The 19,599-nt window shown below is 58.7% G+C and carries 16 protein-coding genes; 14 read left to right on the forward strand and 2 right to left on the reverse strand.

What is annotated here, in order from left to right; genetic code table 11:
* Window positions 1–246: 246 nt before the first annotated feature.
* Window positions 247–1,974 (reverse strand): tannase/feruloyl esterase family alpha/beta hydrolase, encoded by a 1,728-nt coding sequence (locus tag V6943_RS17550; protein WP_340554881.1) that lies wholly within the window; start codon window positions 1,972–1,974, stop codon window positions 247–249.
* 463 nt (window positions 1,975–2,437) lie between these two features.
* Between V6943_RS17550 and V6943_RS17555 the strand changes: the two genes are divergently transcribed.
* The gene (locus V6943_RS17555; RefSeq protein ID WP_131651552.1) at window positions 2,438–2,689 is read left to right on the forward strand and encodes a YkgJ family cysteine cluster protein; all 252 of its coding nucleotides are present in this window, start codon (window positions 2,438–2,440) and stop codon (window positions 2,687–2,689) included.
* Window positions 2,690–2,997: 308 nt separating this feature from the next.
* On the opposite strand, the gene gltA is transcribed toward V6943_RS17555, so the two are convergent.
* Window positions 2,998–4,269 carry a citrate synthase gene (gltA, locus tag V6943_RS17560; RefSeq protein WP_131651551.1) on the reverse strand — a complete coding sequence of 424 codons (1,272 nt, stop codon included), beginning with the start codon at window positions 4,267–4,269 and terminating at the stop codon, window positions 2,998–3,000.
* Between the two features lie 361 nt (window positions 4,270–4,630).
* Here gltA and sdhC point away from each other — a divergent pair, with 361 nt between their 5' ends.
* From sdhC to V6943_RS17625, 13 genes are all read left to right on the forward strand, one after another.
* On the forward strand, window positions 4,631–5,005 hold the full coding sequence (gene sdhC, locus V6943_RS17565; protein ID WP_131651550.1) for a succinate dehydrogenase, cytochrome b556 subunit: 375 nt from the start codon (window positions 4,631–4,633) through the stop codon (window positions 5,003–5,005).
* Window positions 4,999–5,367: a succinate dehydrogenase, hydrophobic membrane anchor protein gene (gene sdhD, locus V6943_RS17570; protein WP_181104146.1), complete on the forward strand. Its 369-nt coding sequence runs from the start codon at window positions 4,999–5,001 to the stop codon at window positions 5,365–5,367. Before sdhC ends, sdhD begins: the two co-directional genes overlap by 7 nt.
* Before the next feature lie 3 nt (window positions 5,368–5,370).
* The gene (gene sdhA / locus V6943_RS17575) at window positions 5,371–7,143 is read left to right on the forward strand and encodes a succinate dehydrogenase flavoprotein subunit (protein ID WP_131651548.1); all 1,773 of its coding nucleotides are present in this window, start codon (window positions 5,371–5,373) and stop codon (window positions 7,141–7,143) included.
* Window positions 7,144–7,153: 10 nt separating this feature from the next.
* Window positions 7,154–7,858, forward strand: a complete 705-nt coding sequence (locus V6943_RS17580) for a succinate dehydrogenase iron-sulfur subunit (RefSeq protein WP_131651547.1) — start codon at window positions 7,154–7,156, stop codon at window positions 7,856–7,858.
* A gap of 291 nt (window positions 7,859–8,149) precedes the next feature.
* On the forward strand, window positions 8,150–10,981 hold the full coding sequence (locus V6943_RS17585; RefSeq protein WP_340554882.1) for a 2-oxoglutarate dehydrogenase E1 component: 2,832 nt from the start codon (window positions 8,150–8,152) through the stop codon (window positions 10,979–10,981).
* 69 nt (window positions 10,982–11,050) lie between these two features.
* The gene (gene odhB, locus V6943_RS17590) at window positions 11,051–12,277 is read left to right on the forward strand and encodes a 2-oxoglutarate dehydrogenase complex dihydrolipoyllysine-residue succinyltransferase (protein ID WP_340554883.1); all 1,227 of its coding nucleotides are present in this window, start codon (window positions 11,051–11,053) and stop codon (window positions 12,275–12,277) included.
* 95 nt (window positions 12,278–12,372) lie between these two features.
* Window positions 12,373–13,809: a dihydrolipoyl dehydrogenase gene (lpdA, locus tag V6943_RS17595; RefSeq protein ID WP_340554884.1), complete on the forward strand. Its 1,437-nt coding sequence runs from the start codon at window positions 12,373–12,375 to the stop codon at window positions 13,807–13,809.
* A 176-nt stretch (window positions 13,810–13,985) separates the two neighbouring features.
* Window positions 13,986–15,152: an ADP-forming succinate--CoA ligase subunit beta gene (gene sucC / locus V6943_RS17600; RefSeq protein ID WP_131651543.1), complete on the forward strand. Its 1,167-nt coding sequence runs from the start codon at window positions 13,986–13,988 to the stop codon at window positions 15,150–15,152.
* Window positions 15,152–16,039: a succinate--CoA ligase subunit alpha gene (gene sucD, locus V6943_RS17605; RefSeq protein WP_131651542.1), complete on the forward strand. Its 888-nt coding sequence runs from the start codon at window positions 15,152–15,154 to the stop codon at window positions 16,037–16,039. The genes sucC and sucD overlap by 1 nt, the downstream gene beginning before the upstream one ends.
* Before the next feature lie 473 nt (window positions 16,040–16,512).
* Window positions 16,513–17,826 (forward strand): branched-chain amino acid transport system II carrier protein, encoded by a 1,314-nt coding sequence (gene brnQ / locus V6943_RS17610; RefSeq protein WP_340554885.1) that lies wholly within the window; start codon window positions 16,513–16,515, stop codon window positions 17,824–17,826.
* 83 nt (window positions 17,827–17,909) lie between these two features.
* Window positions 17,910–18,635 carry a DUF599 domain-containing protein gene (locus V6943_RS17615; RefSeq protein ID WP_340554886.1) on the forward strand — a complete coding sequence of 242 codons (726 nt, stop codon included), beginning with the start codon at window positions 17,910–17,912 and terminating at the stop codon, window positions 18,633–18,635.
* Between the two features lie 55 nt (window positions 18,636–18,690).
* A complete protein-coding gene (locus V6943_RS17620; RefSeq protein WP_256048700.1) occupies window positions 18,691–19,149 on the forward strand; it encodes a PaaI family thioesterase in 459 nt (152 codons plus the stop codon).
* Window positions 19,146–19,592 (forward strand): PaaI family thioesterase, encoded by a 447-nt coding sequence (locus tag V6943_RS17625; RefSeq protein WP_131651538.1) that lies wholly within the window; start codon window positions 19,146–19,148, stop codon window positions 19,590–19,592. Before V6943_RS17620 ends, V6943_RS17625 begins: the two co-directional genes overlap by 4 nt.
* Window positions 19,593–19,599 lie beyond the last annotated feature (7 nt).

Consider the following 19,599-nt stretch of genomic DNA (forward strand, 5'->3'; position numbering starts at 1 on the left):
CCCGGCAGATGCGAAGAGGGCGAGGGGCGATCCATACTGTCCGCCATACTGGACATGTACTGAAATGGCGGGCCGCTGATGTCCAGCGAGTCGGACGCTTGCTGGTGATCGAGGGTGGATAACTGGAGCAGTCTGTGTCGCCGACAGGGGGCATCGTGCGCGCAGCCGGTGTCGCGCTCCATGCTCATGCAATGATCGCGACACCGGCTGCTTTAGTGAGATGGGCTCGCACCATCCCACGCTTAATTACCAGCCTTTCCGGCTTTTGACACAGGCGAAGCTCGAAGCCTTATTCACGTCGCGCTTGCTTACGTACTTCGGCCATGCCGGGTATTCGCACAGCGGACGGGTACGACCCGGCACTGCGGCGGTGTCGGTGACGATCGGCTGCTTGGGCACGATGCCCCGTTCGACCCAGTTCTCCAGCGCCGTCAACGAATCCCAGGAGGCGTTGAAAACCGTGCTGGCCGCATGGGCATAACCGGGGATTTCGTAATAGCGCATGAACCGTCGGGTCTGCCCAACGCCCATGTCTCGCTGCACGCGCTGGTAGTACTCGGCCGTAGCGCGGGTGCTGACCAGCTGATCCGAGGTGCCATGGGCCATGAGGATCTTGCCGCCGTTTTCGGCGAAGGCCGATAGATCGGTTTGGTTGACGTTCTGGCGCAGCGACAGCGCATCGATGCGTGCCTGCCAGGGGCCAAGGTTGGTCGGGTCCAGCGTCAGCGAATTGAAGGCCGGATTGCGCGTAACGAAGTAGCGCACCCACTCATCCCAGAATCCTGAAGGGTAAGGCGCGCCCTCCGCGAAACCGGTGCCGTGCACGGGCATCGGATAGTCCGGCTGCAATGTATTCAAGCCCAGCCGATTGACCACCAACTGCAACCCGTCGCCTGGACGACCCAGATCGGTGCCCCAGGTATTGAAGCCGGGATAGCCGCGCTCGCCGCTGGCCAGCGGCCGGCTGAAACGGATGGGCGTGTCGAACACCTTGAGCGCCTTGATCTGCGCATCGGACAGGCAGTCGTTGCCCGTATCGGCCCCGCCACGACAGCGCAGCGGACGGCCGTTGAGTTTGGCCTTGGCCGGATCGAACCGGGCATTGCAGGCGTTTTGATTGCTGATCACTCGGTCACGCGCACCGTCCAGTCCGTCGCAGGCCTGCATCGCGGCCTCCAGCAATGCCGCGCGTTTCTCCAGGCTGGGGAAGGCGCCAGGCGCCGCCAAGGCTCTGGTGATGCGACCGAATTGCAGATCCAGCGCCGCCGCGTTGTAGGCCGGGTAGAGCACGATTGCCCCCTGGAAGTCCTTTGGCCATTGCTGCACCACGGCCAGCGCCTCGCGCCCACCGGTCGAGCCGCCGGCGAAATAGCTGCGCAGCGGCTGGCGACCGTAACGCTGTTCGATCAGGTACATTGCGGTGTCGCGGGTTTTCTTCAGCGCATCGTGGGCATAGTTGGCCAGCGCTTCTTCGTTCCAAGCGAAATCACCGGGGTTAACCGGGTTGGCGACATGTCCCGAGTCGCTGGCGAATACGGCATAGCCACGGCCCAGCGGCGTCGGTTGGTCGATCGGTCCGGCCGGGACGTTGCCAGCCACGTTGGGGACGGTGCCGTTATAACCGCCACCGCCGTACATCATCGCCTTGTCGTTCCACTGCTCCGGCAGAACGATGCGCATCTTGATCGTCGGTGCGCTCGGGTCGACCGGGGCGATTTCCACGTTCAGGTCACAATGCGCGCCGAAGGTCTGCGGCGCATTGCCACCGCCAGCCACCACCAGGGTGGAGGACGTTACCCTGGCGCCGGATGTAGGTAATGCGATCGCCGCGCTTGGAATCTTGGCTCCGGAGAGTTCGTTGCAACTGGCGGCAAGAGTGGGTTGGGCAATTGCCGCTGCCAGTAGAGCGGGTGCGGCAAGCAGCAGACGCGACGACGCCGAGCGGCGTGCGTGGGTTGCACGGAGTGCTTTCATGGGGGCTTCCTTCTTCTTGTTGTCGTGCCCGCGGCAGACGCCACGAGGCGAGTGCGCCCGGGCGAAAGAATACGGCAGCGGCCAGGCGCATCAGACGGAGCCAAACGCGTGCCAGGCGCAAGCGCTGAGGCTCGGCTCCCGATAGCCGGTCGATCGTCTGGTGTCGCGCCGCTCTAGCTCGATGAAGATGAAATTTGGTTGGGGTGTTCGTCAGTGCGGATCGCTGTCCAGCGGAAGCGACATGCCGGGCTGTAATGTCCGCGTGAATGGACAGTCTGTCTTGCAGTCCGGATTGTTCGGCGGTGCGGTGCCAAGAGCAATCGGTTTCCGCCTGGCGAGTGACAGAAAGCCCTATTGGATGCAGTTCGCCTAGTAAGCTTCCGGCACTTATTGCGGGCTCTGGTGCTTCTGCCCAGGCAACGATTATTATCGCCGCCCATTTTTTTCATTTCGGAACATTGGAATGAATTGCCGTCCCGGTTGTGGTGCCTGCTGTATTGCCCCTTCGATCAGTTCGCCTATCCCTGGCATGCCTTTCGGTAAGCCGGCTGGAGCGCGTTGTTTGCATCTTTCCGATTCGAATCTGTGCGGGCTGTTTGGTCATCCTACGCGGCCGGCTGTTTGTGCTGCTTTCATGGCTGATCGTAGTGTCTGTGGCGATCATCGGGATGATGCGATTCGATTGCTTGGCTGGCTGGAGCAGGCGACTGCCTGATCTGTTCACCGGCTTGATCGTTCTTGCGCTCCCGCCTGGTTACGCCGATACCGATGTTCGGAGTGTATCTCCTTGGTTTTGTTGGCCATTTGATCCCGCGTGAGGCCGCTACTGATTGACGCTCTGAGTCAGCGGCGGGTATCTAGCGCGCAGAGCGTCCGGAGCAACGACTCCCGCGCGGGAACATGGAGCGATCAAGATGGGTCAGGCTCTCTGGGGAGACAACAATTTACTTGCCCAGAAAAACGAAACCCCGCCGATTTGGCGGGGTTCGTTAGCAGTCCTAGACTGTATTTCCAGCTAACAACTCAGCGAGGTAGATCGCGCTGCGGGTGGCCGGTGTACAGCTGACGTGGGCGTCCGATCTTCTGGCCGGATGCGATCATTTCTTTCCAGTGCGAAATCCAGCCGACGGTGCGTGCAAGCGCGAAGATCACCGTGAACATGCTGGTCGGAATGCCGATCGCCTTGAGGATGATGCCCGAGTAGAAGTCGACGTTCGGGTACAGGTTGCGCTCGGCGAAGTAGGGATCGTTCAGCGCGATCTCTTCCAGCTTCATAGCCAGTTCGAGTTGCGGATCGTTGATGCCCAGCTCACCCAGCACTTCGTCGCAGGTCTGCTTCATGACCTTGGCGCGCGGGTCGAAGTTCTTGTAGACGCGATGGCCGAAGCCCATCAGTTTGAATGGATCATTCTTGTCCTTGGCCTTGGCCAGGAACTTCTCGATGTTCGATACGTCGCCGATTTCGTCCAGCATGGTGAGGACGGCTTCGTTGGCGCCGCCGTGTGCCGGCCCCCAGAGCGCTGCAATGCCAGCGGCAATACAGGCGAATGGGTTGGCGCCGGTGGAGCCTGCAAGGCGGACGGTAGAGGTAGAAGCGTTCTGCTCGTGATCGGCGTGCAGAATAAAGATGCGGTCCATAGCCTTGGCCAGCACCGGGCTGATCGGCTTCACTTCACAAGGTGTGTTGAACATCATGTGTAGGAAGTTTTCAGCGTAGTTCAGGTCGTTGCGCGGATACATCATCGGCTGACCCATGGAGTATTTGTAAACCATGGCGGCCAGTGTCGGCATCTTGGCGACCAGGCGCACCGCTGAAATTTCGCGATGCTTCGGGTCGTTGATGTCCAGCGAGTCGTGATAGAAGGCCGACAGCGCACCGACAACGCCACACATGATGGCCATGGGGTGTGCATCGCGGCGGAAGCCATTAAGGAAGGACTTGAGCTGCTCGTGAACCATCGTATGGTTTTGCACGGTGCTGATGAACTTCGCCTTTTCCTCGGCGGTAGGCAATTCGCCATTCAGCAGGAGGTAGCAGGTCTCGAGATAATCTGCTTTTTCGGCCAGCTGTTCGATCGGGTAGCCGCGATGCAACAGAACGCCTTTGTCACCGTCGATGTAGGTGATCTTGGATTCGCAAGAGGCGGTGGACATGAAGCCGGGATCGAAGGTGAAACGACCCGTGGAGGTCAAGCCTCGAACATCGATTACGTCAGGCCCTACGGTGCCGGTTAGAACGGGCAGTTCGATGGCGTCTGCGCCTTCGATGATCAACTGCGCTTTGTTGTCAGCCATGTATGGCCTCCTGTTTTATGCTTGGAATCATCATGGCCCCCCACGCAGGGCCCGCATCACTATAGTGAGATAAATCTCAAAGTCAATTTACGCGGGCGCCCTGTTACAGAGGGCTTTTACGGGTGAATTCGCAACCAGAAGATGCTATTTACGGCATTTGTAATCAGGGACGCCATGCGCCTTTAGTGGCACTTCACCACATTGTCATTAGCCACCTAACTGTTTATACTCGGCGACCGACCGGCAGGGGCCTAACAGGCAGTTTCCTGTGGGTTGTCACTCGTGGGTGGCGGGTACCGCTGCGTGCTCTTCCCAACAACTGCCCTGCGTTTTCGGGGGCTCTCAAGTGTGAAAAAAAGCCGTGAAAAGCCAACGACCTGTAAACCTAGATCTTAGGACAATAAAGCTCCCAATCACTGCCTACACCTCAATCCTTCACCGCATTTCCGGCGTGATACTGTTTGTTGGTGTGGCCATTCTGCTGCTTGCGCTGGATGTCTCGCTTTCTTCTGCCGAAGGCTTCGAAGAAGTGAAAGCGTATATCAGCAGTCCGCTAGCCAAGCTGGTGATCTGGGCGCTGCTTTCTGCATTGCTGTACCACCTGGTGGCGGGTGTGCGTCACCTGATCATGGACACCGGGCATGGTGAGACGCTGGAAGGCGGCAAGCTGGGCTCGAAAATCGTTCTGGCCGTTTCGGCGGTGCTGATCGTTCTGGCGGGAGTCTGGATATGGTAACTAACGTCACGAACTTCTCGCGTTCGGGTCTGTACGATTGGATGGCTCAGCGCGTCTCTGCGGTGGTTCTCGCGGCTTACTTCATTTTTCTGATCGGATACCTGCTTGTGAATCCGGGGCTGGAATACGCTCAGTGGCAGGGACTCTTTTCGTCCAGCTGGATGCGTATCTTCAGTCTGCTGGCACTGGTCGCCCTGAGTGTGCATGCATGGGTTGGTATGTGGACCATTTCCACTGACTACCTGACCAACATGGCAATCGGTAAGTGGGCTACCGGTGTGCGTTTCCTCTTCCAGGCAGTGTGTGGCATCGCCATGTTCACATTCTTCGTCTGGGGTGTGCAGATTCTTTGGGGTATCTGATCCATGGCTAGCATTCGTACTCTTTCTTATGACGCCATCATTATTGGTGGCGGTGGCGCGGGCATGCGCGCCGCGCTGCAGCTGGCCCAAGGTGGCCACAAAACTGCGGTGGTGACCAAGGTTTTCCCGACCCGTTCCCATACCGTTTCCGCTCAGGGTGGCATCACCTGCGCTATCGCTTCGGCCGATCCGAACGATGATTGGCGTTGGCATATGTACGATACCGTCAAGGGTTCCGATTACATCGGCGACCAGGACGCTATCGAATACATGTGTTCCGTTGGACCTGAAGCGGTGTTTGAGCTGGAGCACATGGGGCTGCCGTTCTCTCGTACCGAGCAGGGCCGTATTTACCAGCGTCCGTTTGGTGGTCAGTCCAAGGACTACGGCAAGGGCGGTCAGGCTGCCCGCACCTGTGCTGCGGCCGACCGTACCGGTCACGCGCTGCTGCACACGCTTTATCAGGCCAACCTGAAAGCCGGCACCTCTTTCCTTAATGAGTGGTACGGCGTCGACCTGGTGAAGAACCAGGATGGTGCCATCGTCGGCATCATCGCAATCTGCATCGAAAATGGCGAAACGGTTTATATCCGCTCCAAGGCCGTGGTTCTGGCTACCGGCGGTGCCGGTCGTATCTATGCATCCACCACCAACGCCCTGATCAATACCGGTGACGGTATCGGTATGGCGCTGCGTGCCGGTGTGCCGGTTCAAGACATCGAGATGTGGCAGTTCCACCCGACGGGTATCGCCGGTGCTGGCGTGCTGGTGACCGAAGGTTGCCGTGGTGAGGGTGGTTACCTGATCAACAAGCACGGCGAGCGCTTCATGGAGCGTTATGCTCCGAACGCGAAAGATCTTGCCGGTCGTGACGTCGTCGCTCGCTCGATGGTTAAGGAAATCCTGGCTGGCAACGGCTGTGGTCCGGACGGCGATCACGTGATGCTCAAGCTCGATCACCTCGGCGAAGAAGTGCTGCACAGCCGTCTGCCGGGTATCTGTGAGCTGTCCAAGACCTTTGCTCACGTCGATCCGGTCACTGCTCCGGTTCCTGTTGTTCCGACCTGCCATTACATGATGGGCGGCATCGCCACCAATATCCACGGTCAGGCAATGACCCAGGATGCCAACGGCAATGACAAGATTATCGATGGCTTGTTTGCCGTAGGCGAAGTTGCGTGCGTATCCGTGCATGGCGCCAACCGCCTGGGCGGCAACTCGCTGCTGGATCTGGTCGTATTCGGCCGTGCGGCTGGTCTGCATTTGGAAAAAGCGCTGAAGGACGGTATCGAGCATCGCGGTGCTACGGAAACCGATTTGGACGTGGCGCTGAATCGCCTGGCCAGTCTGAACGAGCGGACTGCTGGTGAAGATGTCGCTTCGCTGCGTAAAGAGCTGCAAAGCTGCATGCAGAACTACTTCGGTGTGTTCCGTACTGGCGAATATATGCAGAAGGGCATCGCCCAGTTGGCTGATCTGCGTCAGCGTATCGCTACCGTCAAGATTTCTGACAAGAGCCAGGCGTTCAATACCGCGCGTATCGAGGCGCTGGAACTTCAGAATCTGCTGGAAGTTGCCGAAGCGACTGCCATTGCTGCTGAAAACCGCAAAGAATCCCGCGGTGCGCATGCTCGTGAAGATTACGAAGAGCGTGACGATGAAAACTGGCTGTGCCATACCCTGTACTTCCCAGGTGAGAAGCGTGTAGCCAAGCGTGCCGTGAACTTCTCTCCGAAGACAGTTCCGACTTTCGAACCCAAGGTCCGGACTTACTGAGGTCGCCGATATGTTGCAAGTGAGCGTTTATCGCTACAACCCGGATAAAGACGAAAAGCCATACATGCAGGACTTCCAGATCAATACCGATGGTAAAGATCTGATGGTTCTCGACGTCTTGGCGCTCGTCAAGGAACAGGACGAAGGTTTCTCCTATCGTCGTTCCTGCCGCGAAGGAGTCTGTGGCTCCGATGGCATGAACATGAACGGCAAAAATGGCCTGGCCTGCATCACTCCGCTGTCGGCCGTGGTCAAGGGCAACAAGCTGGTGGTTCGCCCGCTGCCTGGTTTGCCAGTTATTCGTGACTTGGCCGTCGATATGGGCATCTTCTATAAGCAGTACGAGAAGGTTCGTCCTTATCTGATGAACGATACGCCTGCTCCGGCTATCGAACGTCTGCAGAGTCCGGAAGATCGGGAAAAGCTTGACGGTCTGTACGAGTGCATTCTGTGCGCTTGCTGCTCGACCAGCTGCCCGTCCTTCTGGTGGAATCCGGACAAGTTCCTTGGTCCGGCTGCGCTGCTTCAGGCCTACCGCTTCCTGGCCGATAGCCGCGACACCGAGACTGAGAACCGTCTGACTGCGCTGGACGATCCGTTCAGTGTGTTCCGCTGCCGCGGCATCATGAACTGCGTAAGTGTTTGCCCGAAAGGGTTGAACCCGACCAAGGCGATTGGTCATGTGCGGAACATGCTGTTGCAGAGTGCAACCTGACGTGCCAAGGGTGGCCATGGTTACTTGAGTGACCGTAGGCCCCTAATGCTTTACCGCGACACCTACGGCGCCGAAGTTCCAACGACGGCGCCGTAGTCTTAGTAGGAATCTCAGCTCACAAAGCCGGGATTTCGCTCTGAAAATTTGATGACCAGCAGGAGCATCCGGGGTGGTTCTCGGAAACTATCTGCGCGGTCCGTAGTGGCTTTACCTGGGTCGCTGCTTCAGAACTTGGGAAGTCATGCTGCGGTCTCCACGCTGGTGGTGTCTCCTTATCGAAGGTGACCAGACATGCAAGAAAGCGTAATGCAGCGCATGTGGGACAGTGCCCACCTATCCGGTGGTAACGCTGCCTATGTGGAAGAGCTTTATGAGCTCTACCTGCACGATCCCAACGCTGTGCCCGAAGAGTGGCGCACTTACTTCCAGAAGTTGCCCATCAGTGGCGGCGCTACGGCCGATGTTTCGCATTCGACGATTCGCGATCACTTCGTCCTGCTGGCCAAGAACCAGCGTCGCGCACAGCCTGTTTCGGCAGGCGGCGTCAGTAGCGAGCATGAGAAGAAGCAGGTCGAAGTCCTGCGTCTGATACAGGCATACCGGATGCGTGGCCATCAGGCTGCACAGCTTGATCCGCTCGGCTTGCAGCAGCGCCCGGCTCCGGCTGATCTTGCCATCAACAGCTACGCTTTGACCGATGCCGACCTGGATACGGTTTTCCGCACCGGTGACCTTGCCATGGGCAGGGATCAGGCGACATTGCGGGAAATTCAGCAGGCGTTGCAAGAGACGTATTGTCGCACCATCGGTGCCGAATTTACCCATATTGTCGATTCCGATCAGCGCAACTGGTTCATCCAGCGCCTGGAAAGCGTCCGTGGGCGTCCCGTCTTCTCGTCGGAAATCAAAAGCCATCTGCTTGAGCGTCTGACTGCTGCCGAGGGCCTTGAAAAGTACCTAGGCACCAAGTATCCGGGCACCAAACGCTTCGGCCTGGAAGGCGGCGAGAGTCTGATTCCACTGCTCGACGAGATCATTCAGCGTTCCGGTTCGTACGGCACCAAGGAAATCGTCATCGGCATGGCCCACCGCGGCCGTCTTAACGTGCTGGTCAATACCTTCGGCAAGAACCCGCGCGACCTGTTCGATGAGTTCGAAGGCAAGAAAGTCGAAGGTCTCAGCTCGGGCGACGTTAAGTACCACCAGGGCTTTTCCTCGAACGTGATGACGCCAGGTGGCGAAATCCATCTGGCGATGGCCTTCAACCCGTCTCACCTGGAAATCGTTTCCCCGGTAGTCGAAGGTTCCGTTCGCGCGCGTCAGGACCGTCGTTCTGATTCGGTAGGCGACAAGGTGCTCCCGGTAACCATCCATGGTGATGCGGCGGTCGCCGGCCAGGGCGTGGTCATGGAAACCTTCCAGATGTCGCAGACCCGAGCCTATCGGACCGGCGGCACCATCCGCATCGTGATCAACAACCAAGTCGGCTTCACGACGAACAAGCAGGAAGACGCGCGCTCCACCGAGTACGCGACCGACGTTGCGAAGATGATTCAGGCGCCGATCTTCCATGTGAATGCGGATGATCCGGAGGCTGTTCTGTTCGTTACGCAGTTGGCTGTCGATTACCGCATGCAGTTCAAGCGGGACATCGTCATCGACTTGATCTGCTACCGTCGTCGTGGTCACAACGAGGCCGACGAGCCGAGCGGTACTCAGCCGCTGATGTATCAGAAGATCGCCAAGCAGCGCACCACCCGTGAGCTGTATGCCGATTCGCTGATGCAGTCGAAGGTGCTGGAAGATGCGCAGGTGCAGGCAAAGGTCGATGAATATCGCACCGCGCTAGACAATGGCTTGCACGTGGTCAAGAGCTTGGTCAAAGAGCCCAACAAGGAGCTCTTCGTCGATTGGCGCCCATATTTGGGCCATGCCTGGACCGCGCGCCACGATACCCGTTTCGACCTGAAAGCCCTGCAGGAACTGTCCAGCAAAATGCTGGCTACTCCCGAAGGTTTTGTTGTTCAGCGCCAGGTTTCGAAGATTCTCGAAGACCGTCAGAAGATGGGTGCTGGCGCGCTGGCGATTAATTGGGGCTACGCCGAGACACTGGCTTATGCGACCTTGTTGTTCGAAGGCCATCCGGTGCGCATCAGCGGTCAGGACGTCGGTCGCGGTACCTTCTCGCACCGCCATGCGGCGCTGCACAACCAGAAGGATGGCAGCACCTACATTCCGTTGCAGCATCTCTATGATGGACAGCCGCGCTTCGACCTGTACGACTCCTTCCTGTCCGAAGAAGCGGTGCTTGCGTTCGAATACGGTTACGCCACCACCATGCCCAACGCGCTGGTGGTTTGGGAAGCTCAGTTCGGCGACTTCGCCAACGGTGCGCAGGTCGTCATCGACCAATTCATCACCAGCGGCGAGCACAAATGGGGCCGTCTTTGCGGCCTGACCATGTTGTTGCCGCACGGCTATGAAGGGCAGGGGCCTGAGCATTCGTCAGCACGTCTGGAACGCTATCTGCAGCTGTGCGCCGAGCACAACATCCAGGTTTGCGTACCGACTACGCCGGCACAGGTCTACCACATGCTGCGTCGTCAGGCGATCCGCCCGCTGCGCAAGCCGCTGGTGGCTCTGACGCCGAAGTCGCTGCTGCGCCACAAGCTAGCGACCTCGACGCTGGAGGAACTGACCCAGGGCTCGTTCCTGACCGTTATTCCGGAAATCGATCAGATCGAGCCAAGCAAGGTCGAACGTCTGATCATGTGCAGCGGCAAGGTCTACTACGATCTGCTGGACAAGCGTCGTAACGAAGGTCGCGAAGATATCGCGATCGTTCGTCTCGAGCAGCTGTACCCGTTCCCGGAAGAGGATCTGGCCGAAGTGCTCGCGCCGTACCAGAACCTCAAGAGCATCGTCTGGTGTCAGGAAGAACCGATGAACCAGGGCGCGTGGTACTGCAGCCAGCACCACATGCGTCGTGTTGCCGTCGCGCACAAGAAGGAGCTCTTCCTGCAGTACGCGGGTCGTGAAGCTTCTGCTGCACCTGCGGTCGGCTATGCATCCATGCACGCCGAGCAGCAGGAGAAACTGCTGCAGGACGCCTTCACCGTTTAATCATTCTTGCAAGAGGCCGCGAAAACCGCGGCCTCGATGTAGAAACCGAATCAAATAGGACCCCAGCTAATGGCTATCGAGATCAAAGCCCCTCAATTTCCTGAATCGGTTGCTGACGGCACCGTTGCTACCTGGCACAAGCAGCCGGGCGATGCAGTCAAGCGCGACGAACTGATCGTCGACATCGAGACCGACAAGGTCGTGATGGAAGTACTGGCCGAAGCGGATGGCGTACTGAGCGAAATCGTCAAGAATGAGGGCGACACCGTACTGAGCGGCGAGCTGCTCGGCAAGCTGGATGCTGGCGCTACCGCCGCCGCGTCTTCGTCTGCTGCAGCCCCGGCTCAGGCCGCTGCCCCTGCTGCTGCGCCGGCACCTGCCGCGGGCGGTGAAGATGCCATCCTCGCTCCGGCCGCGCGCAAGCTCGCCGAAGAAAATGGCATCGATCCCAACAGCGTCAAGGGCACTGGCAAAGACGGTCGCGTCACCAAGGAAGATCTGGTTGCTGCCATCGAAGCCAAGAAGTCCGCACCCGCCGCTGCCGCCAAGCCCGGTGCAGCTGCTACCGCGCCCGTCGTTACTGCTGCCGGTGATCGCACCGAGAAGCGCGTCCCGATGACTCGCCTGCGCGCCAAGGTTGCCGAGCGTCTGGTCGAAGCACAGTCGAACATGGCGATGCTGACCACCTTCAACGAAGTCGACATGACCGAAATCATGGCCCTGCGTTCGAAGTACAAGGATCTGTTCGAGAAGACCCACAACGGCGTGCGCCTGGGCTTCATGTCCTTCTTCGTCAAGGCGTCTGTCGAGGCGCTGAAGCGCTTCCCGGCAGTCAACGCTTCGATCGACGGCACCGACATCGTTTACCACGGCTATCAGGACATTGGCGTGGCCGTCTCCAGTGACCGTGGTCTAGTCGTGCCGGTCCTGCGTAATGCCGAACTGATGAACCTGGCTGAAGTCGAAAGCGGCATCGCCACCTTTGGTAAGAAGGCACGCGACGGCAAACTGTCGATCGACGAAATGACTGGCGGCACCTTTACCATCACCAACGGCGGTACCTTCGGTTCGATGATGTCGACGCCTATCGTCAATCCGCCGCAGGCCGCCATCCTGGGTATGCACAACATCCTGCAGCGCCCGATGGCCATCAATGGTCAGGTAGTCATCCGTCCGATGATGTATTTGGCGCTGTCCTACGATCATCGCCTGATCGACGGTAAGGAAGCGGTCAGCTTCCTGGTGACCATCAAGAACCTGCTGGAAGATCCGGCCCGTTTGCTGCTGGACATCTAATAGCAGCCGCAGGCTGCAGGTCGCGAGCTGCTAGTGATAGCAGTCCGTTCGATCTGTAGCTTGCAGCTTGCAGCTTTGCTTAAAGAGGATTCGTAATGAGCCAGAAATTCGACGTCGTCGTCATCGGGGCCGGCCCCGGCGGTTATGTAGCAGCGATTCGCGCCGCTCAGTTGGGTCTGAAGACCGCCTGCATCGAAAAATATCAGGGCAAGGAAGGCAAAACCGCACTGGGCGGCACCTGCCTGAACGTGGGTTGCATTCCTTCCAAGGCGCTGCTGGACAGTTCCTACAAGTTCCATGAGGCCCACGAGAGCTTCAAGGTTCACGGTATCAGCACTGGCGACGTCAAGATGGACGTTCCGACCATGGTGGCCCGCAAGGACCAGATCGTTAAGAACCTCACCGGCGGCGTTGCGGGGCTGTTGAAAGCCAATGGTGTCACCGTTTTTGAAGGCCATGGCAAGCTGCTCAGCGGCAAGCAGGTCGAAGTCACCAAGCTCGACGGTAGTACCGAAACGCTGGCGGCCGAGAACGTCATTTTGGCCTCGGGCTCCAAGCCGGTGGACATTCCGCCCGCACCTGTCGACCAGAACACCATTGTCGATTCCACTGGTGCGCTGGACTTCCAGAGCGTTCCGGCCAAGTTGGGCGTCATCGGTGCCGGCGTGATCGGCCTGGAGCTGGGTTCGGTATGGGCTCGTCTGGGCGCTGAAGTCACCGTGCTGGAAGCGATGGACAAGTTCCTGCCGGCCGCTGACGAGCAGATCTCCAAGGAAGCTTTCAAGGTTCTGAGCAAGCAGGGTCTGAAAATCCTGCTGGGTGCGCGTGTCACTGGTTCCGAAGTGAAGGGCGATCAGGTCACTGTCAACTTCACCAATGCCGATGGCGAGCAGCAGCAGACCTTCGACAAGTTGATCGTTGCGGTTGGCCGTCGTCCAGTCACCACCGATCTGCTGGCTGCCGATGCCGGCGTCGACATGGACGAGCGTGGCTTCATCTTCGTCGACGACTATTGCGCTACCAGCGTTCCCGGCGTTTATGCGATCGGTGACGTGGTGCGTGGCGCCATGCTCGCCCACAAGGCCTCGGAAGAGGGCGTGATGGTTGCCGAGCGCATCGCCGGACACAAGTCGCAAATGAGCTACGACCTGGTTCCCTCGGTCATCTATACCCATCCGGAAATCGCATGGGTCGGCAAGACCGAGCAGGCGCTGAAAGGCGAGGGCGTGGAAATAAACGTCGGTACCTTCCCGTTCGCTGCGAGCGGCCGTGCAATGGCTGCCAACGACACCGCTGGCCTGGTCAAGGTGATCGCTGATGCCAAGACCGACCGTGTACTCGGCGTGCATGTGATGGGTCCGGCTGCGGCGGAACTGGTTCAGCAGGGCGCAATTGGTATGGAGTTCGGCACCAGTGCCGAAGATCTGGGCATGATGGTGTTCTCGCATCCGACCATGTCCGAAGCGCTGCACGAAGCAGCATTGGCGGTGAATGGCCACGCCATCCACATTGCCAACCGCAAAAAGCGCTGATAGCGCCGCGGTAAAAAAGACGGATTGCATTGTTCCATCGGCACAGCGCAATCCGTCGATACCTTCACGCAAGGTATGACAGGTCTCTGAAAGGTGTTCTCGATAGTTTTCAGCGACTTGAGGCGACGCGGCATACATGCAACGTCTGATGCACATCAAACCGAACGGTAGCTAAGATGAATCTTCACGAATATCAGGGTAAGCAACTGTTTGCTGAGTACGGATTGCCAGTTTCCAAAGGCTACGCAGTCGATAGCCCGAAGGAAGCGGCGGAAGCCTGTGACCATATCGGTGGCACCGAGTGGGTGGTCAAAGCCCAGGTACATGCTGGTGGCCGCGGCAAAGCAGGTGGTGTCAAGCTGGTACGCAGCAAGGACGAAGCCCGTGCATTCGCCGAGCAGTGGCTGGACAAGCGTCTGGTGACCTACCAGACCGACGCCAACGGCCAGCCGGTCAGCAAGATTCTCGTCGAAGCTTGCACCGACATCGACAAGGAGCTCTATCTGGGCGCCGTGGTCGATCGCGCCACCCGCCGCATCGTGTTCATGGCGTCCACTGAAGGTGGCGTGGACATCGAAAAGGTCGCTCACGATACCCCTGAAAAAATCCTCAAGGCCACGATTGATCCGCTGGTCGGCGCTCAGCCGTTCCAGGGCCGCGAGCTGGCGTTCCAGCTGGGCCTGAAAGGCGATCAGGTCAAGCAGTTCGTGCACATCTTCGTAGGCCTGGGCAAGCTTTTCGTCGATTACGACCTGGCGCTGCTGGAAGTCAACCCGCTGGTCATCAAAAAAGACGGCAACCTGCACTGCCTGGATGCCAAGCTGAACATCGACAGCAACGCCATCTACCGCCAGCCGAAGCTGCGCGGCATGCAGGATCCCTCTCAGGATGACCCGCGCGAAGCTCACGCGGCCAAGTGGGAGCTGAACTACGTAGCGCTGGACGGTAACATTGGCTGCATGGTCAACGGCGCAGGTCTGGCGATGGGCACCATGGACATCGTCAACCTGCACGGCGGCAAGCCAGCCAACTTCCTCGACGTGGGCGGCGGCGCTACCGAAGAGCGTGTTACCGAGGCATTCAAGATCATTCTTTCCGACGAAAACGTTGCCGCTGTTCTGGTCAACATCTTCGGTGGCATCGTCCGCTGCGACATGATCGCCGAAGGCATCATCGGTGCGGTCAAGGAAGTCGGCGTGAAGGTGCCGGTGGTCGTTCGCCTGGAAGGCAACAATGCCGCACTTGGCGCCAAGATGCTGGGTGAAAGTGGTCTGAACATCATCGGCGCGACCAGCCTGACCGATGCGGCCATTCAAGTCGTCAAAGCCGCGGAGGGCAAATAATGAGCGTCCTGATCAATAAAGACACCAAGGTCATCTGCCAGGGCTTTACCGGCTCGCAGGGCACCTTCCACTCCGAGCAGGCCATCGAGTACGGAACCAAGATGGTTGGCGGCGTGACGCCGGGCAAGGGCGGCACTACCCACCTCGGCCTCCCGGTATTCAATACCGTCAAGGAAGCGGTGCAGGCGACTGGTGCCGAGGCGTCCGTCATCTATGTACCGGCGCCATTCTGCAAGGATTCGATTCTGGAGGCTGCGTTTGGCGGCATCAAGCTGATCGTTTGCATCACCGAAGGCATCCCGACCCTCGATATGCTTGAAGTGAAGATCAAGTGCGATGAGCTGGGTGTGCGTCTGATTGGCCCGAACTGCCCCGGCGTAATTACTCCGGGTGAGTGCAAGATCGGTATCCAGCCAGGTCATATTCATTTGCCTGGTAAGGTCGGTATCGTTTCACGTTCCGGCACCCTGACTTACGAAGCGGTCAAGCAGACCACTGACGCCGGTTTCGGTCAGTCCACCTGCGTCGGCATCGGTGGCGACCCGATTCCAGGCTCGACCTTCATCGACATCCTCAAGCTGTTCCAGGAAGACCCGCAGACCGAAGCGATCGTGATGATCGGTGAAATCGGTGGCTCCGCCGAGGAAGAAGCCGCAGCCTACATCAAGGCGAACGTCACCAAGCCGGTCGTTTCCTACATTGCCGGTGTGACGGCTCCCGCCGGTAAGCGCATGGGCCATGCCGGTGCGATCATCTCTGGTGGCAAGGGTACCGCTGACGAGAAGTTCGCTGCGCTGCAGGATGCCGGAGTCAAGACTGTTCGTTCGCTTGCCGATATCGGCAAGGCGCTTGCAGAACTGACCGGTTGGGAAGTCAAGCAAGGCTGATTTCTGACCTGCGACACGAGATGCCAGTCAGCCTGTCTGACTGGCATTTTTGTTTCCAGAGTCCTGCAATTGCAGCTGGTGCAGCTGACTCTCATAGTCAGCTGGCTAACAAAGCGCAGCATGGGGCGTTAGCTGCATCGCTTAACTGAACGGCATTAGCGGTTTTCAGCGGAAACCGTTTTCTGATCGGATCGTAGAGGGCTGAATTACGTGGCATGTGGAGGGCGTGAACTGCCGGGGCGCTTTCCCGATTTCGTAATGCTCAGCTGTTTATGTGCCGTCGCCTCGGGGCGAAGTGGTTGGCTTTGTCAGCGCAACATCGTCGAAAATTGGCAAAGTCTCGCTCTAGAGCGGGAATTCCATTAAGGTGCGTCCTTTTTTCTCGCGTGGCTCGACGGATACTGTCCGCTTGCCGAGACGGATGCGCCTGGGTGCGTCCTTCGAACCAGAACCTCCTGCAGTGGTAATAAACGATGACTCGATTGAAAGGCCTGGATCTGCTGGCCCTTGGATTCATGACATTCGCGCTGTTCCTCGGCGCTGGCAATATCATCTTCCCACCAAGCGCCGGTATGGCTGCCGGGGAATCCATCTGGTCCGCCGCGATGGGTTTCTTGTTGACCGGTGTTGGGTTGCCGCTGCTCACCGTAATTGCGCTGGCGCGTGTTGGCGGCGGTATGGACAGGCTGACCGCGCCACTGGGGCGGGGCGCCGGAACGCTGCTAGCCGTTGCGGTATATCTGGCCATCGGCCCGCTGTTCGCGACGCCGCGCACAGCGGTGGTGTCCTTCGAAATGGGCGTGGCGCCGTTCACCGGAAACTCGGCCATACCGCTGTTCGTTTACACCGCGTTGTTCTTTGCTGCGACGCTGTTTCTCGTACTGAATCCCGGTCAGCTGGTTGATCGGGTCGGTAAGTTTATTACGCCGGTGTTGCTTGCGGCTTTGCTGGTTCTCGGGGGGGCAGCTCTTTTCGCGCCAGCCGGTGAAATCGGCACCACAGCTGAGAGCTACCACAACGGCCCATTACTCAAGGGCTTTCTCGAAGGGTACCTGACGATGGATACGTTGGGTGCGCTGGTGTTCGGCATCGTTATCGCCACCGCCATTCGCGACCGAGGTGTGACGGATCCCGCACTGGTAACGCGCTACTCGGTGATTGCCGGAGCCATTGCAGCGGTTGGGCTTTCGCTTGTTTATCTGGCGCTTTTCTATCTTGGCGCGACTAGCCAGGGCATCGCGGGCGACGCGCAGAACGGTGTGCAGATCCTCACTAGTTACGTGCAGCACACATTCGGTACTACGGGCAGCTTGTTGTTGGCCGTGGTGATAACCCTGGCGTGTCTGACCACTGCGGTCGGACTGACAACTGCCTGCGGCGAATATTTCAGCGGTCTCCTTCCGGTCAGTTACCAGATGGTGGTGGTCGTGTTCACTCTGTTTAGCCTGTTGGTGTCGAACCAGGGGCTGACTCAGCTGATCAGCGTTTCCGTACCGGTGCTGGTCGGACTCTATCCGCTTGCGATCATGCTGGTTGCGCTGAGTCTGCTTGACCGTTGCTGGGTCTCGCCGAGCCGTGTTTTCGTTCCGGTGATGGCCGTGACCCTTGTTTTCGGCGTTGCGGATGGTCTTTCGGCTGCCGGCTTCACGAATCTGGTTCCCGATATGTTCACCATGTTGCCGCTGGCGGAGCAGAGCATGGGTTGGCTGGTGCCGGTGCTGGTCACTCTGGCGATAGCATTTGTGATCGATCGGCTGCTCGGTACCGCTCGGACCGCCCAGCGTTAGCGAGCGCACCTGGAACTGCGAACATGGGAGCCGAGGCGTCGGTATTGGCTGGCTATAATCAGGCGCGAGTGTTTGGAGGCGTTATGTCTATTCCGAGTCATCTGCTGCCGCACCTGATTGCCGTGGTCTGGTTCATCCTCTGTTGGGCCGGGTATACCCGGTACGCCAGTTGGCGAGCCAGGGATACGGCTTGCCTGGCCTCGGTACTGCATCTTTACCGTCAGGACTGGATGCAGCGCATGCTTATGCGTGACAACCGAATCGCCGATGCGAACGTGATCGGCAATCTGGAGCGCAATGCCAGCTTCTTCGCATCCAGTACGCTGATTATCCTGGCAGGCATCCTCACCGCGCTGGGCGCCTCGGACAGAGCGGTTTCGCTGCTGGCTGATTTGCCGTTCGCGCAACCAGTAAGCCGAGGGCTTTCCGAAATCAAACTGCTCTCACTGGGTGTCGTCTTCGTCTACGCCTTTTTTACCTTCAGCTGGTGCATGCGGCAGTACAATTTTGCCGCTGTGCTGGTCGCTTCGGCGCCCATGGCCGGTGAGCGCAACGTCAGCGACCAGGAGCGCAAGTCATTTGCCGAGCGCTCCGCCCGGGTTATTTCGATGGCGGCCAACCAGTTCAACTTCGGGCTGCGTGCGTATTATTTCGGCATGGCCACGCTGGCGTGGTTCATCCATCCCTGGTTCTTCATGGGTGTGACGGCTGGAGTCGTGTTGATCCTCTATCGGCGCGAATTTCATTCCGACGTGCTGAAGGTGATGGTATTTACGCCAACCCTGCCTGCCGAGCTTCCCAGGGAATAGAGCGCCACGACCGACCCGGTTAATATGCTCGGCTTTTTTCCATTCGAGAGTTCGCATGAGCGATAGCCTGATACTGGAGCGCACCCAGCGCTTCCTTTCATTTTTACGTCACTGCCAAGTCCTCGGCATGAGCGTCGAACACGCCGATGCCAAAGGGCTCACACTGCGCCTACCGTACAGCGAAAAGATCGTCAGCGATCCTGAAAGCGGGCGTGTTCACGGCGGGGCGATCACTACGCTCATGGACACGACCTGCGGTATCTCCACGGCGTGTGCGCTACCCGAACTGGAAATCTGTCCGACGCTCGACCTGCGCATCGATTACATGCACCCGGCGGAACCGAATCATGATGTGTTCGGCTTCGCGGAATGCTATCGGGTCACACCGACGGTAATCTTCACGCGCGGGGTGGCCTACCAGCGCAATATCAATGAGCCGATCGCACATGTCGTCGGGGCATTTATGCGCATGGGTACGAACGCCCCGGTTCCGGCGCCGGAGGTGCCTCGATGAGCCGTCTGGATCTTGATGCATTGGTCAGCGAAGCTCACGCCAGCAACAATTACGATGCGCTGCTGCAAATGGTGCCGTATGCCAAGCTCATCGGCATCGAGTGTTTGCGGTTGGGCGATGAGATGGTTTTCCGGCTGCCAAAGAACCTGGACAACATCGGTAATCCCACGCTTCCGGCTATCCACGGTGGTGTGATTGCCGGCTTCATGGAGCATGCAGCGATGCTCCATCTGTTGATGTTCATGGGGGCGCCACATTTGCCCAAAATCATCGACTTCTCGATAGATTATCTTCGGGCCGGTCACTATCGTGACACCTTTGCCGCATGCCAGGTCTGGCGTCAGGGGCGTCGGGTAGCCAACGTCGCCGTGACAGCCTGGCAAACGAATCAGGCCGAGCCAATAGCCACTGCACGTTGTCACTTCAAGGTCAACGAGCCCTGATACGTCT

It is taken from the genome of Pseudomonas sp. CBC3 (genome assembly GCF_037967085.1).
Taxonomy (GTDB): Bacteria; Pseudomonadota; Gammaproteobacteria; order Pseudomonadales; family Pseudomonadaceae; genus Stutzerimonas.